This window comes from Mycolicibacterium hippocampi, assembly GCF_010723735.1.
Taxonomy (GTDB): domain Bacteria; phylum Actinomycetota; class Actinomycetes; order Mycobacteriales; family Mycobacteriaceae; genus Mycobacterium; species Mycobacterium hippocampi.
On the sequence record NZ_BLLB01000002.1, the window covers coordinates 2,175,474 to 2,189,101 of the forward strand.

At 67.5% G+C, this 13,628-nt stretch carries 17 protein-coding genes; 9 read left to right on the forward strand and 8 right to left on the reverse strand.

The window, feature by feature from the left end; genetic code table 11:
• Positions 1 to 8 precede the first annotated feature (8 nt).
• On the forward strand, positions 9 to 893 hold the full coding sequence (locus G6N53_RS11610; protein WP_163888599.1) for an NmrA family NAD(P)-binding protein: 885 nt from the start codon (positions 9 to 11) through the stop codon (positions 891 to 893).
• Positions 894 to 901: 8 nt separating this feature from the next.
• On the opposite strand, the gene G6N53_RS11615 is transcribed toward G6N53_RS11610, so the two are convergent.
• On the reverse strand, positions 902 to 1,165 hold the full coding sequence (locus tag G6N53_RS11615) for a hypothetical protein (RefSeq protein WP_163888600.1): 264 nt from the start codon (positions 1,163 to 1,165) through the stop codon (positions 902 to 904).
• A 172-nt stretch (positions 1,166 to 1,337) separates the two neighbouring features.
• Between G6N53_RS11615 and G6N53_RS11620 the strand changes: the two genes are divergently transcribed.
• Together G6N53_RS11620 and G6N53_RS11625 are read left to right on the forward strand one after the other, a co-directional pair.
• A complete protein-coding gene (locus tag G6N53_RS11620) occupies positions 1,338 to 2,297 on the forward strand; it encodes a TerC family protein (RefSeq protein WP_237166491.1) in 960 nt (319 codons plus the stop codon).
• Between the two features lie 36 nt (positions 2,298 to 2,333).
• A complete protein-coding gene (locus G6N53_RS11625; protein ID WP_163888601.1) occupies positions 2,334 to 2,729 on the forward strand; it encodes a helix-turn-helix transcriptional regulator in 396 nt (131 codons plus the stop codon).
• A 76-nt stretch (positions 2,730 to 2,805) separates the two neighbouring features.
• On the opposite strand, the gene mbp1 is transcribed toward G6N53_RS11625, so the two are convergent.
• Together mbp1 and G6N53_RS29885 are read right to left on the reverse strand one after the other, a co-directional pair.
• The gene (mbp1, locus tag G6N53_RS11630) at positions 2,806 to 3,051 is read right to left on the reverse strand and encodes a microaggregate-binding protein 1 (protein ID WP_163888602.1); all 246 of its coding nucleotides are present in this window, start codon (positions 3,049 to 3,051) and stop codon (positions 2,806 to 2,808) included.
• A gap of 256 nt (positions 3,052 to 3,307) precedes the next feature.
• On the reverse strand, positions 3,308 to 3,463 hold the full coding sequence (locus tag G6N53_RS29885; protein ID WP_205390359.1) for a hypothetical protein: 156 nt from the start codon (positions 3,461 to 3,463) through the stop codon (positions 3,308 to 3,310).
• Positions 3,464 to 3,581: 118 nt separating this feature from the next.
• On the opposite strand from G6N53_RS29885, the gene G6N53_RS11635 reads away from it, so the two are divergent.
• Positions 3,582 to 4,016: an ATP-binding protein gene (locus G6N53_RS11635; protein ID WP_163888603.1), complete on the forward strand. Its 435-nt coding sequence runs from the start codon at positions 3,582 to 3,584 to the stop codon at positions 4,014 to 4,016.
• 62 nt (positions 4,017 to 4,078) lie between these two features.
• Positions 4,079 to 4,801: an RNA polymerase sigma factor SigF gene (locus tag G6N53_RS11640; protein ID WP_276000571.1), complete on the forward strand. Its 723-nt coding sequence runs from the start codon at positions 4,079 to 4,081 to the stop codon at positions 4,799 to 4,801.
• Here the strand turns inward: G6N53_RS11640 and G6N53_RS11645 are convergent.
• Positions 4,772 to 5,203 carry an STAS domain-containing protein gene (locus G6N53_RS11645; RefSeq protein ID WP_163888605.1) on the reverse strand — a complete coding sequence of 144 codons (432 nt, stop codon included), beginning with the start codon at positions 5,201 to 5,203 and terminating at the stop codon, positions 4,772 to 4,774. The genes G6N53_RS11640 and G6N53_RS11645 overlap by 30 nt on opposite strands.
• Before the next feature lie 270 nt (positions 5,204 to 5,473).
• Between G6N53_RS11645 and G6N53_RS11650 the strand changes: the two genes are divergently transcribed.
• Positions 5,474 to 6,010 (forward strand): nucleotidyltransferase family protein, encoded by a 537-nt coding sequence (locus G6N53_RS11650; RefSeq protein WP_237166492.1) that lies wholly within the window; start codon positions 5,474 to 5,476, stop codon positions 6,008 to 6,010.
• A 4-nt stretch (positions 6,011 to 6,014) separates the two neighbouring features.
• Here the strand turns inward: G6N53_RS11650 and G6N53_RS11655 are convergent, their stop codons facing one another.
• Positions 6,015 to 6,335: a hypothetical protein gene (locus G6N53_RS11655; protein ID WP_163888607.1), complete on the reverse strand. Its 321-nt coding sequence runs from the start codon at positions 6,333 to 6,335 to the stop codon at positions 6,015 to 6,017.
• A 263-nt stretch (positions 6,336 to 6,598) separates the two neighbouring features.
• Between G6N53_RS11655 and G6N53_RS11660 the strand changes: the two genes are divergently transcribed.
• Positions 6,599 to 6,952 carry a VOC family protein gene (locus tag G6N53_RS11660; RefSeq protein WP_163888608.1) on the forward strand — a complete coding sequence of 118 codons (354 nt, stop codon included), beginning with the start codon at positions 6,599 to 6,601 and terminating at the stop codon, positions 6,950 to 6,952.
• Between the two features lie 45 nt (positions 6,953 to 6,997).
• Positions 6,998 to 7,987 carry an NAD-dependent epimerase/dehydratase family protein gene (locus tag G6N53_RS11665; RefSeq protein WP_163888609.1) on the forward strand — a complete coding sequence of 330 codons (990 nt, stop codon included), beginning with the start codon at positions 6,998 to 7,000 and terminating at the stop codon, positions 7,985 to 7,987.
• An 83-nt stretch (positions 7,988 to 8,070) separates the two neighbouring features.
• On the opposite strand, the gene G6N53_RS11670 is transcribed toward G6N53_RS11665, so the two are convergent.
• The 3 genes from G6N53_RS11670 to G6N53_RS11680 form a co-directional block, all read right to left on the reverse strand.
• The gene (locus tag G6N53_RS11670) at positions 8,071 to 9,876 is read right to left on the reverse strand and encodes an acetyl-CoA carboxylase biotin carboxylase subunit (protein WP_163888610.1); all 1,806 of its coding nucleotides are present in this window, start codon (positions 9,874 to 9,876) and stop codon (positions 8,071 to 8,073) included.
• A 184-nt stretch (positions 9,877 to 10,060) separates the two neighbouring features.
• Positions 10,061 to 10,420, reverse strand: a complete 360-nt coding sequence (locus G6N53_RS11675; protein ID WP_163888611.1) for a hypothetical protein — start codon at positions 10,418 to 10,420, stop codon at positions 10,061 to 10,063.
• 150 nt (positions 10,421 to 10,570) lie between these two features.
• Positions 10,571 to 11,698, reverse strand: a complete 1,128-nt coding sequence (locus G6N53_RS11680) for a GGDEF domain-containing protein (protein WP_163888612.1) — start codon at positions 11,696 to 11,698, stop codon at positions 10,571 to 10,573.
• Between the two features lie 133 nt (positions 11,699 to 11,831).
• Here G6N53_RS11680 and G6N53_RS11685 point away from each other — a divergent pair, with 133 nt between their 5' ends.
• On the forward strand, positions 11,832 to 13,616 hold the full coding sequence (locus G6N53_RS11685) for an SLC13 family permease (RefSeq protein ID WP_163888613.1): 1,785 nt from the start codon (positions 11,832 to 11,834) through the stop codon (positions 13,614 to 13,616).
• Positions 13,617 to 13,628: the final 12 nt, after the last annotated feature.

The window sequence follows — 13,628 nt, forward strand, 5'->3', positions numbered from 1 at the left end:
CACGTCTGATGATGCTCATCACCGGCCCGTCCGGCAACGTCGGTCATGAGCTGGTCGAGCTGTTACGCGCGAAGACCGATCCGGACGCCTGGCGGGTGGCCGGCCGCCATCCCGAGGGGCTGCGGGATCGTCTGGGCGACGACGCGCAGATCAGCGCGTTCGACTTCTTCGACCGCTCGACGTGGCCGTCGGCGCTTGCCGGCGTGCAGTCGCTGTTTCTGCTGTTCCCGTTGCCGGGCAACCAGGCAGCTCGCCAGGCGGTGATCCCTTTTGTGAAGGCCGCCGAAGACGCCGGGTGCAGGCACGTCGTGTACGTCTCGGTGTTCGGCGCCGACCGGGCCCGGTTCATTCCGCACCACAAGGTCGAGGCGGCCCTGCGCGCCGGCACGATGAGCACCACGATCCTGCGGTGCAGCTTCTTCATGCAGAACCTGCACCGGGCGATCTCTACCCACGGCATCGACATCGCCGAGCGCGGCGAGCTGTTCATCCCGGCCGGGGCCGGCCGGACCACGTTCATCGACGCCCGCGACGCCGCCGAGGTCGCCGCGCTGGCGCTGACCGACGTGGCGTCGCACCGCGACCGCGTCCACCACTTGACCGGGGCCGCTGCGCTGAGCATGGACGAGGTCGCCGACGCGCTGAGCGACGAACTCGGCCACCCGATCCGCTACACCCGTCCTGGACTGGTGCGGTTCGCCGCTCGGCTGCGCCGGCGCGGGGTGGGTTGGGACACGATCGGGTTCATGTCCGCGGTGTACACCCTGACCCGGCTGGGGCAGAACCAACCGATCACCGACGACGTCGCACATCTGCTGGGCCGCCCGCCGCGCACGATGCCAGAGTTCCTGCGCGACAGCGCGTGGCGGTGGCGCGAGCACGCCTGGACCTGACGACGGCGTCAGTCGGTACGGAGGTGTCGCGCCGTGGCGCGGCACCATCTGTCGAACACCTTCACCGCTGCCGGCGCCCACCGCTGCCCCAACCGGTCGACGACGGCGACAGTGACGAGCAGGGCGACCAGCAGCGTCATCAGCCCGAGCAGAGGGTGCAGTGCCGCTGAGACGGCGGTCAGGTTGAAGGCGGCGACGAGAGCGACCACGGTGACGGCAATGAGTTTGGCGCTACCGAAGTGCGGATCGACGTCGGGATGTGGGCTGGTCATCGGCAACTCCTCGGGACCCGAGATTAACGAAGTGCGTTTCAGGTGTCAACGGTGCAGCAGTTCACAAAGAACGAAGCAGTTTTCGCGTGTTACTGTTCGTATGAACTGGTCCGAGTGAGAGCGCGCACCAACCGACTTCGTTGCGACAGTTCACGAGACCCGAGGAGAAGTGGTGGCCGCCGACGCGATAGTCGTTCCGCTGTGGGGTTGGGTCGCGCTGACCGCGGCCATCGCGGTCATGCTGGCGATCGACCTGTTCATGCACCGCGACAACCATGTCATCGGCTTCCGCGAAGCCGCGGTGTGGTCGTCGATCTGGATCGCCGCGGGACTGGGCTTCGGCGGGATCGTCTGGTGGGCCTACGGCGCCGAGGTCGCCGGCACCTACTATGCCGGGTACCTCATCGAGAAGGCGCTGTCGGTCGACAACGTCTTCGTCTTCGCGCTGATCTTCACCTACTTCGCGGTTCCGGATCGCTACCAGCACAAGGTGTTGTTCTGGGGCGTCGTCGGGGCGCTGTTGTTCCGGCTGGTGTTCATCTTCGTCGGCGCCGAAATGCTGGAGACGTTCTTCTGGACGGCCTACATCTTCGGGGCGTTCTTGATCTACACCGCCTACAAGATGGCCTTCCAGCACGACAAGGAACTCGAACCGGACAAGAACCCGGTGGTGCGACTGGTGCAGCGGGTGATCCCGACCGATCCGCGCTACCACGGAGATCGGCTGTTCACCCGAATCGACGGCAAGCGGGTGGCCACGCTGCTGTTCGTCGTGCTGGTCGCCATCGAGGCGACCGACCTGATCTTCGCGATCGACTCGGTGGCCGCGGTGCTGGCGATCACCACCAGCACGTTCATCGTCTGGACGGCCAATGCCTTCGCGGTGCTCGGGCTGCGGAGCCTGTACTTCTGTCTGGCCGGACTGTTGCGCAGGTTCACCCATCTGCACTACGGGCTGGCGGTGCTGTTGGCGTTCGCGGGCGTCAAGCTGGTGCTCTCGGAGACCCCGGTCGGCAAACTGCCGATCCCGCTGACCCTGGGCGTCATCGTCGTCACGCTGACCGTCTCGATCGTGTGGAGTCTGCTTGCCACCCGCACCGGCAAACCGTCACGCGACCCGCTGGATTACTGAAACCGGTCACGCGAATCGGGCAGTACCATATCGGCGATGGTCGCCTCGAAACGAACGCCGAAGACGCCCCCGTCCAAGCCGGCGCGCACCGCCAAACCGGCGAGCCGCGCGCGACCGAAGAAGGCGCCCGAAGCCGTCGTCAAGGCTGCCGCCGAGCCCAGCCAGCCGCGCGGGTGGACGTTTCTGACCAACCACGCCCATGTGCTGTTGTGTCTGGCGCGGGGCTCGCTGACCGCCCGTGAACTGAGCCTGCTCATCGGGATCACCGAGCGCTCGGTGCAGGCCATCCTGGCTGATCTGATCGCCGACGGTTACCTGGAGAAGACCAAGGTCGGCCGGCGCAACAGCTACGCGGTGAATCCGTCGGGACGCCTGCGCCACCCGTTGGAGTCCGCTCACACCGTCGGCGAACTGATCACCGCGCTGACGTAGCCACAAACCAAAGTAGCCACTAACCAAAGCAGTGGGCCCAGCCGGAGAACCGGCTGGGCCCACTGTGGTGAAGCTGTTACTGATTGGACTCCTGGCGCTGCTCGGCGGCCTTGGCGCCTGCACGAGCCGATTCGGCCTCGGCTTCCTTCTCGGCCACGTCGCGCTGCGCGTCGGCCTTGTCCTGCTGGGCCTTGCCCTCGCGGACCACGTCGTCGCGCCCGGTGACGGTGCCGACCGCTTCCTTGGTCTTGCCCTTCACGTCCTCGACGACGCCCTTGATGCCTTCTTCGGGTCCACTGTTGTTCTTGTCGCTGTCGCTCATGTTCTACCTTTCGCTCGTCGGATCAGGTCTCATACGCCCAACTTCTCGAGCTGACGTACCCGCGATTTCGTCATCGCCGGACAGCTTCAGGCTTCCCGGAACGTCGGGCCGCTAAACGGGTGACGTGGGTCTCAGCGAACACCCTTCTGCCGCATCACAATTGCCGCGAGTCCGCATGTTGGTTTGGTATGTACCAAGGATGGGGTACTGCACCCACACCATGACGACTTTCGGATCGAGATGCAGTCCTTCGAGATCACTGCATCATCGGCGCGAGAATCAGAAACGCGCCGGCATAAATCGCCACCGCGACGAGGACGAGCATCGCCAGTATCACTCCAGCAGTGACCAAAGTGCCGCGCAGTGGCTTGCGCTTGGGTTTGGCGCTGGGGGGCGGGATGTTTTGTTCCATGACGGTTGGTTACCCGACCGGGGTCTCGGCTTAACGTTGTCCACGACTGCCTTCCGCGCCCATGAATAGCCAGGGCAACGGCTGGGGTAGTCTCGCTTGCAAGTTTCCGGGAGGTCAGATGGCCGATGTCGCGAGCCACAGCAATGGGCAGAGTCAGGGCGCCCAGTCGGTGGAGCTTCGGGTTGCCGCCACGCTGGAGAATCTCGCGGTGCTGCGCACCCTGGTCGCCGCCATCGGCACCTTCGAGGACCTCGACTTCGACGCGGTCGCTGACCTGCGGTTGGCCGTCGACGAGGCATGTACCCGGCTGATCAGGTCCGCCGTGCCCGACGCCACGCTGCTGGTGGTGGTCGAGCCGCAGCCCGAGGCTCTCGTCGTGCATGCCTCGACCACGTGTGACAGCACCGACATTCTCGCCCCGGGCAGCTTCAGCTGGCATGTGCTCAGCTCGCTGACCGACGAGGTGTCCACCTTCTCCAACGGCCAGTCGGCAGACCAGGGCCAGCAGTTCGGCATCTCGATGACAACGAGGCGAGCGAGTTCGCTGCGGTGACACGACCGTCGTCACAGGGTTCGTCGAAACGGTCGAACTCTGAATATGCGGACGTGGCCGACATGTTCCGCGAGCTCGCGGGGCTCGAAGAGGGGTCGGCCAAGTTCCAGCGCCAACGTGACCGCATCGTCGAGCGGTGCCTGCCGCTGGCCGACCACATCGCGCGCCGGTTCGACGGTCGTGGCGAGCCGCGCGACGACCTGGTGCAGGTCGCCCGGGTGGGCCTGGTGAACGCGGTCATCCGATTCGACGTCACCGCCGGGTCGGACTTCGTGTCGTTTGCGGTGCCCACCATCATGGGCGAGGTTCGCAGGCACTTTCGCGACAACAGTTGGTCGGTCAAGGTGCCTCGGCGGCTCAAGGAGCTGCATCTCCGGTTGGGCGGGGCCACCGCCGACCTGTCACAGCGGCTCGGCCGCGCCCCGACGGCCAGCGAGCTGGCCGCCGAGCTGGAGATGGACCGCGACGAGGTGATCGAGGGCCTGGTCGCCGGCAGCTCGTACAACACGCTGTCGATCGACAGCGGAGGTAGCGGCAGCGAAGAAGCGCCGGCGATTGCCGACACGCTCGGCGACGTCGACACCACTCTCGATCAGATCGAGAACCGGGAGGCGTTGCGGCCTCTGCTGGCGGCGTTGCCGGAGCGTGAGCGGACAGTCCTGGTGCTGCGCTTCTTCGAGTCCATGACGCAGACTCAGATCGCCGAGCGGGTCGGCATCTCGCAGATGCACGTTTCCCGCCTGCTGGCGAAGTCGCTAACTCGTCTCCGGGACCAGCTGGAGTAGCCGGGGCGGGTCGTTGTGCACCGCGGTCAGCGCTGCAGCGACGTCGGTGCAGATCGGCAGAACCGAGTCCGGATCGCAGATCCGGAGCAGCCGGTCGACCGCGGGGCTGGGCACGAGCACCCAGTGGATGTCCTCGGCGACACACTGAACGTTCAGCGCGTGCAGGGCGGTGAAGCCCGCGGTGGCGAAGAAGGTGAGCCCGGACAGGTCGATGACCATACGGTCGGTGTCCGCGGCGTGGAGCATGGCGTACTCGACAAAACCGGCACAGTTGGCCGCGTCCAGTTCGCCGTGGGCGGCGACAACAGCCGTCCGGGGCTGTGGCCGGGAGATCTCAAACTGCGCGGTATGGCAGTCGAGGCGCTCAGCCGGGGTGGGATGGGTATCGGTGATTTGGGACATTTGTGTGACTCCATCAGTCGGAATGCGTGGTGATTCGACTACGGTTCACGTCAAGGTGGGCCCTTGGTCTCAAAGCCTGCGCGAACGATGTCCGCGTTGACGTTGACGCTTCCAGAAAGGCTGTTTCAATCAACCCGTGCTTGAACCCTACGCCCTTGCGGTGATCTTGGACAATGGGATCGGCAGCTATTAACCGAACCTTCATAGTCTCGGATTGACGGCCGTGTCATTTCAGCCAACTGCAAGACGAAAGTAGCTGTGTCACAGGAGATGTCGGTTTCAGGTGTGCTGCTGGCCGCGGGTGCGGGCGTGCGGTACGGGCAGCCGAAGGTGCGTGCCGAGGGCGGGCGGTGGCTGCGGCTGGCGGTGTCTGCGCTGCACGACGGCGGCTGCGGGGACGTGGTGGTGGTGCTGGGCGCCGCGCTGGTCGACGTACCCGCGCCGGCGCGCGGCGTCGTCGCCGAACGATGGGCCGACGGGGTCAGCGCGTCCGTGCGCGCCGGTTTGCTCGCGCTGTCCGAGACCACCGAATATGCGGTGCTGACCACCGTCGATACCCCCGACATCGGGGCGGCGGCGGTACGCCGGGTGGTGGCCGCGGCGCGTTCGTCGGACTCGGGGCTGGCCCGGGCGCGCTACGGCGATCGCCCCGGTCACCCGGTGGTGATCGCGCGCCGGCACTGGCCGCAGCTCCTCGACGGGCTGAGCGGCGACGAGGGCGCCGGGCCGTTCCTGCGGGCCCGTGACGATGTGGTGACGGTGGACTGCGCGGATCTGGGCTCGGGAGTCGACGTCGACGAGCGCTGAACCGCTATTGGCCGAAGACGGCCTGTGCGAACCGCCGCACCGCGTCCGCCCCGGTCTGCGCGGCGGTGTCGTGGCCCGGGCGGGCCCTGGTGTCGATCGCTCCAGTCGCCGGGTCCAGCGTCACCTCGGCGAGCAGCTCGCCGGTCGTCGGCTCACACACCGCCCATGAGCACAGTGTCTCCGAATCCCACTGTGCCGCTAGTATTTCCACGTAGTTGGGGGTGTGCTCGCCGAGGTCGGCGAGTGCGGGCCGGTCGTCGACGCGGTCGTCGGCACGCAGCGCACGCAGGTACCAGTTGCCGGCATTGATTTCGACGGGCTCCACTCGTTCAGCTTGCCACGACAAGGGACAGGCCCCGTTCCCGCCACCTTCGCGACGAAAACGGGGCCGCTCCACCCCCTCAGCAAACCGGACTACTGCCGTGGGCAAACCTTATAGGAAGACGGCAGTCCCCGAAAGAGCTAATCACGCCAGAGTTCAATGGCAACAACACGAGTGTTGGCAAGCTTCAGTATCTAGCCAAGCGAACATTCGATGAGTTTGCGGGTCGTCGCTGGTCATAACCGCGAGCGACGGAAAGGAACACGATGGCGATCGACCATCTGCTGGCTGTGGTGGCCGTGTCGGACCTGCACGTCAGCCGGCAGTGGTACACCGCGCTGTTCGGCAGGCAACCCGACAACAACCCCATGGCGACGCTGGCCGAATGGCAGGTGACGCCCCAGGGCTGGCTGCAGGTCTTCGTCGACCCGGACCGCGCCGGGTCGAGTCTGTTCAATCTGGCGGTCGACGACCTCGATGCGCACCTCGCCGCGGTGGCCGGCCGCGGGCTGGAGCCGGAGCCTGTCGTCGAGGCCGACAAGGGCGTGCGGTTGTCGACGTTGACCGATCCCGACGGCAACCTGATCCGGTTGATCGGCGGCTTCCGGGTGCGCTACTGAGCCTCGGTACGGTAGCGGGCGACAGCGACCGCACCGGAGGGGCAGATGAAGGTACTTATCACCGGCGGCACCGGCTTCGTCGGCGCCTGGACCGCCAAGGCGGTCCAGGACAGCGGTCACGACGTGCGGTTCCTGGTGCGCAGCGTCGAACGGCTGGCCGCCAGCGCGGGCAGCATCGGCGTCGACGTCGCCGACTCCGTCCTGGGTGACATCTCCGACGCCGAATCGGTCAACGCCGCGCTGGACGGCTGCGATGCGGTGATCCACTGTGCAGCAATGGTTTCCACCGATCCCAGCCGGGCCGAGGAGATGCTGCACACCAACCTCGAGGGCGCACGTTACGTGCTCGGGGGAGCGGCCGCCAAGGGCCTGGACCCGATCATCCACGTCTCCAGCTTCACCGCGCTGTTCCGCCCGGACCTCGAGGTGCTGCATGCCGACCTGCCGGTGGTCGGCGGTAGCGACGGCTACGGCAAGTCCAAGGCCGTCGTCGAGGCCTACGCCCGCGGCCTGCAGGACGGCGGAGCGCCGGTCGACATCACCTATCCCGGCATGGTGCTGGGGCCGCCGGCCGGTGAGCAGTTCGGCGAGGCGGCCGAAGGCGTCGAGGCGGCGATCAAGATGCGTGGGGTTCCCGGCCGCAGCGCGGCCTGGATCGTCGTCGACGTCCGTGACCTCGCGGCGCTGCACGTCGCGCTGCTGGAGCCGGGGAAGGGCCCGCGCCGCTACATGGCCGGCGGCCGGCGGATCCCGGTCGACGAGCTGGCGTCGCTGATCGGCGCGGCCGCCGACCGCTCGCTGGCGGTGTTCCCGGTGCCCGACACCGCGTTGCGCGGCGTCGGCGCGCTGTTCGACACGATCGGGTCCTACCTGCCGTTCGAGACGCCGATCAATTCCGCGGCGATGCAGTACTACACCCAGATGCCGCCGTCAGACGACGGGCCCAGCGAGCGTGAACTCGGCGTCTCGCAGCGCGACCCGGCCGAGACGCTGGCCGACACCGTGGCCGGGCTGCGGCGCGTCGGCCGGATCTGACACCGTCGCGACCGGCGAGCGCGACGTTTTGTACGCAACACGCCGCGCGAGGGCGTGCAAACACGCGCGCTCGCGGGGCGAAGTTACTCGCTGCTCTTGATCTCGCAGAGCACGGTGCCCTGGGTGGTCGCCGCGCCGGGCTCGACGGCCAGGCCGGTGATGACGCCGTCCTTGTGGGCGGTGACGGGGTTCTCCATCTTCATCGCCTCCAGCACCACCACCAGATCGCCTGCCGCGACGGTCTGGCCCTCCTCGACGGCCACCTTGACGACGGTGCCCTGCATGGGGGCCGTCACCGAGTCGCCGGACGCAGCCGCACCGCCGGCGCCGCCACGCTTGCGTGGCTTGGGCTTCTTGCGGATCGCACCGTGGGCGGGCGCGCCGCCACCGTTGCCGAGCGCGAGGTCGCCGGGCAGCGACACCTCGAGGCGACGGCCACCGACCTCGACCACGACGGTCTGGCGCGGGATGGTGTCTTCCTCGTCGATCGGGTCACCGCCGGTGAACGGCTCGACGGTGTTGTTCCACTCGGTCTCGATCCAGCGGGTGTGCACGTCGAACTTGGTGCCGTCGCCGATGAAGGCGGGGTCGGCGGTCACGGCGCGGTGGAACGGGATGACGGTGGCCAGGCCTTCGACGGTGAATTCGTCGAGGGCGCGGCGGGAGCGGGCCAGCGCCTCCTCGCGGGTGGCGCCGGTGACGATCAGCTTGGCCAGCATCGAGTCGAACTGGCCGCCGATGACCGAGCCGGTCTCCACGCCGGAGTCCATCCGCACGCCGGGGCCGGTGGGCGGCTCGAACTTGCTGACCGGGCCGGGGGCGGGCAGGAAGCCGCGGCCGGCGTCCTCACCGTTGATGCGGAACTCGAAGGCGTGCCCGCGCGGTGTCGGGTCCTCGGTGATGTCGAGGGCCTCGCCGTTGGCGATCTTGAACTGCTGCAGCACCAGGTCGATGCCGGAGGTTTCTTCGGTGACCGGGTGCTCGACCTGCAGGCGGGTGTTGACCTCGAGGAAGCTGATCAGCCCGTCCTGGCCGACCAGGTATTCCACGGTGCCGGCGCCGTAGTAGCCGGCTTCCTTGCAGATCCGCTTGGCGGACTCGTGGATCTCCTTGCGCTGCGCGTCGGTGAGAAAAGGAGCAGGCGCTTCCTCCACCAGCTTCTGGAAGCGGCGCTGCAGCGAGCAGTCCCGGGTGCCTGCGACGACGACGTTGCCGTGGGTGTCGGCGATGACCTGGGCCTCGACGTGGCGCGGCTTGTCCAGGTAGCGCTCGACGAAGCACTCACCGCGGCCGAAGGCGGCGACGGCCTCGCGGGTGGCCGAGTCGAACAGCTCGGGGATTTCTTCGATGGTGCGGGCCACCTTCATGCCGCGGCCACCGCCGCCGAACGCGGCCTTGATCGCGATCGGGACGCCGAACTCCTTGGCGAACTCGACGACCTCGTTGGCGTCCTTGGCGGGCTCGGCGGTTCCGGGCACCAGCGGGGCCTCGGCACGGGCGGCGATGTGGCGGGCGGTGACCTTGTCACCGAGGTCGCGGATGGACTGCGGGCTGGGCCCGATCCAGATCAGGCCGGCGTCGAGGACGGCCTGGGCGAAGTCGGCGTTCTCGCTCAGGAATCCGTAGCCGGGGTGGATCGCGTTGGCGCCGGACTTCGCGGCGGCGTCGAGCAGCTTCTCGAACACCAGATAGGACTCCGCCGAGGTCTGACCGCCCAGGGCGAACGCCTCGTCGGCGAGGCGGACGTGGGGTGCGTCGGCATCCGGTTCGGCATACACCGCCACGCTCGCCAGTCCGGCGTCCCTGGCTGCTCGGATCACCCGGACCGCGATCTCACCGCGGTTGGCGACGAGCACCTTGGAGATCTTTGAGCTGGCGTGAGTGGCCACTGCGCCTCCTGATGGCATCGTTTTCTAAGAGCGTCTTTAAGAATGTATCTCGGGAAGTTTAAGGGGCCTAGCTGAGGCGTCGGCGAGCCGGTCCCTTACCCGCGAGTAACTCTGTGCGCAGGGCCCGCAGAGCACCGAAGTCGTCAACAACAGTTGACGACTTCGGTGTGACAGACGGGAAGTGCTAGCGCAGACCGCCGCGGATGCCGTTGTACCAACCGCCGCGGAAGCCGTCGGCACGACTACTGCCTCGCGGTCCGACCGGCACGGCCTTCATCGATTCCTTGACCTCGCCGTGGGCGTGCACGTCGCCGATCTGGGTGCCGCGCACCTCGCCCCACGTCGCGTCGTTCCGCACCCCGTTGCGGGACGTGGAATCGGCCTGGCGGCTGCTCACCCCGGGGTTCGGTCCGATCTCGGTGACATCGGCGTTGGCGGTCGCGCTGCCCACGCCGATGAAGACGGCCGAGGCCGCCGTGGCAATCGCGCCGACCCCACCCAACTTCTTCAGCATGCGATTGCGGTCCGCGGTGGTCTTGGCCATTTCTGGGAGTCTCCTGAATAGTCGCTGGCAGAATGCTGTCGATCACCTGGTTGCCAAGCACCGTAACAGCTCACCCGCGCAGCTGTCCGCGTTCCCATCGAAAACCCTTGTCAGGACGGGTTTTTGAAAAGCTAATGCAGGCGGCAGCCACTATTGAGGCGTTTCGCCGTGCATGCGCTCGACGTCGGGGGCTCGGCGCGGCGCCTCCAGCGGCCCGTGGTGGTGCACCTGGTTGCCGCCGGCGCGTTTGGCGGTGTACATCGCGACGTCGGCCTCGACGGTGAGCCAGTGCAGTGAGTCGACGATGGTGCCACTGTTCAGGGAGGCGGCTTCGACGGCGGCGGTGCCGACGCTTCCGGTCAGGCCGTAGCCCGTCGTGGTGACGGCCGCGCGGGCCTGCTCGCCGAGACTCTCCGCGACCGGGGTGGCGATGATGTCGGCGGCCAGGAACTCTTCGCCGCCGACCCGGCCCACGATCGCCGATTCCGGCAGCGTCGTGCACAGCGCGCGGCCGACGGCGACCAGGGCGTCGTCACCGGTGCTGTGGCCGTAGGTGTCGTTGAGCGCTTTGAACCGGTCGAGGTCGATCATGGCGAAGGCCAGGTAGCTGCCAACGGGTTGGCCGTCGAGCACCCTCGCGACGACGGCGCGCTGGAACGAGCGCCGGTTGAACAGCCCGGTGAGCGGGTCGCGATCTGACTTGATCAAATCGATCCCGAGCGCGTGCACCATGACCTGGATGGCCAGCGGGACACCGGCATTGAGTTCGATGACGAGGAAGAACATCGTCAGCGCCAACACCAGCTCGCCCTGGGCGGCCAGCGCCGCCACATGCACCGCGGCGACGACGAGCGCGACCGCGAGGTTGGCGGCGACCAGCGGCGCCGAGTGGAAGAACGCGAAGTATCCGCCCGAGACCGCGAGCGCGGCGCAGGCCATCAGACCGATTCGCGGGTCGGCGGCGGCCCAGCTCCCGAGTCCGATGCTCAGGCAGATGAACGACGCGAAACCGATGGACTGGATGCGGGTGGGCCACCGGGTGAGCCAGAGCACGCAGTAGCCGAGCCCGGCCACTCCCGCGATCACCGCCACGGGAATCAGTACCGCGAGATTCGCCGGGACCGGACTCCAGAACGCGTTGGCGGGGACGAGCGCTCCGGAGGCGGCGACCACCGCCATCAGGATCTGGGCCGACCGGCTGAAGCCACGGGCGTGCATGTAGCTCGACAGCCAGTCGTACTGGTCCGGGTGCCCCCACCAGCGCCGAATCGCCCCCATCAAGCCCCCGCTTCGTCCCCTCGGCCGCGCTGCCGAGTGTGGCAGAGCCTACCCGCAGGGGGTTGGCTGGCGGGATACGGTGATGCACCGAGCGGTGCTGGCTTCTGCCCGCTGACGGCCTGGAAATAGGGGGATGGTGACCGTTGACGCGTGGGTGACGCTGGCCGTGGTCATAGTCACCGTCGTTGTGCTGATTCTGGACCGATTCAATCCGTCATTGGTGATGGGCGGTGCGGTCCTGGCGTTGTACGTCTCGGGCGTCATCGATTCCGGGCAGCTGTTGGCGGGCGTGGCGAACGAGTCCCTGGCCATCGTCGCCGCCCTGTACGTGCTGGCCGGGGCGGCCGATATCACCGGCGCGTTCGACGGGGTGACGTCGAAACTCCTCGGTGGCGCCGACCGCGCCAAACCGCGGGCCGAGTTGCTGCGTGTGTGCGGCCCGTCGGCGGGGGTGTCGGCGTTCATCGCGAACACCCCGCTGGTGGCGATGCTGGCTCCGCGGGTGGTGCGTTGGTGTCGCCGCACGGGGCGGTCTCCGTCGCTCTACCTGATGCCGTTGAGTTACGCGGTCATCCTCGGTGGGTCGATCACCATGGTCGGCACGTCGGTCAACCTGTTCGTCAACGATCTCATCGACTCGGCCGGTCTGGGTCGACTCGGGGTTTTCTCGATCGTCGGGATCGGACTTCCGTTGACCATCGGCGGCGTTCTGCTCATGGTGTTGTTGGGGCCGCGCCTACTCAAGGACCGCACCACGCCGGGCGAAAACCTGGCCGGGAACGAGCGGGAATTCACCGTCGAGATGACCATCGCCGCCGACAGTGCGCTGGCCGGTGCGACGGTCGCCGAGGCCGGGCTGCGCAACCTCGAAGGAGTGTTCCTCGTCGAGGTGGAACGTGCCGAGCGGGTCATCGCGGCGGTCGGCCCCGACGAACCCCTCGCGGTGGGCGACCGGTTGGTGTTCGTCGGGAACATCGCCCGCGTGCTGGATCTGCAGAACATGACCGGCCTGACCTCGGCCGAGGCCCGCCACTTCGACGACCTGGCCCGCAATCCGCAGCGCCAGTTCGTCGAAGCTGTCATCGGTGTCAATTCACCGCTGGTCGGCTCGAGCTTGAAGGCCGCGGGGTTCCGCAGCCGGTACGGCTCGGCGGTGGTCGCGATTCATCGCGCCAGCCAACAGCTGTCCGGCAAGCTCGGTGACGTCCGGTTGCGGGCCGGTGACGTCCTGCTGGTGTTGGCCGGGCCCGATTTCGCCCAGCAGTATCGCGAGCACCGCGACTTCGCGGTGGTCGCGCCGCTCAACCAGGACAGGCCGATCCGGCGCGAACGCACCAGGGTGGTCGAGGTGAGTGTTGCTGCGCTGATCGTGCTGGCGGGGACCGGGTTGTTGGACCTGCTGAAAGCGTCGCTGCTCATCGCCTTCGCGCTGATCGTCACGCGAGTCGTGACCCTCGACGACGCGCGCCGCTTCATCAACACCAACGTCTTGCTGTTGATGGCGACCAGCTTCGCGCTGGGGCTGGCCGTGGACGACAGCGGCCTGGCCGCCACGCTGGCCAACCTGGTGGTGAGTGCGGCGGCGCCGCTGGGCAGTTTCGGATTGTTGGCAGCGGTGCTCGCGGCCACCATGGTGGTGACCGAGGTGATCTCCAACCTGGCCGCGGCAGCGCTGATGTTCCCGATCGCGATCGCCGTCGCCGAGCAGGCCGACGTGAGCGCCATGCCGTTCGCGGTGGTGGTGATCTTCGGTGCGAGTCTGTCGTTCCTCACCCCGATCGGCTACCAGACCAACACGATGGTGTGGGCGATGGGCGGCTACCGGTACACGGACTTCGCCCGCCTGGGCGTGCCGCTGACGCTGCTGGTTCTCGTGGCAACTCCGGCGTTGGTGCCGATCTTCTTCCCGTTCCAGTGAGCTGGGTTTTGG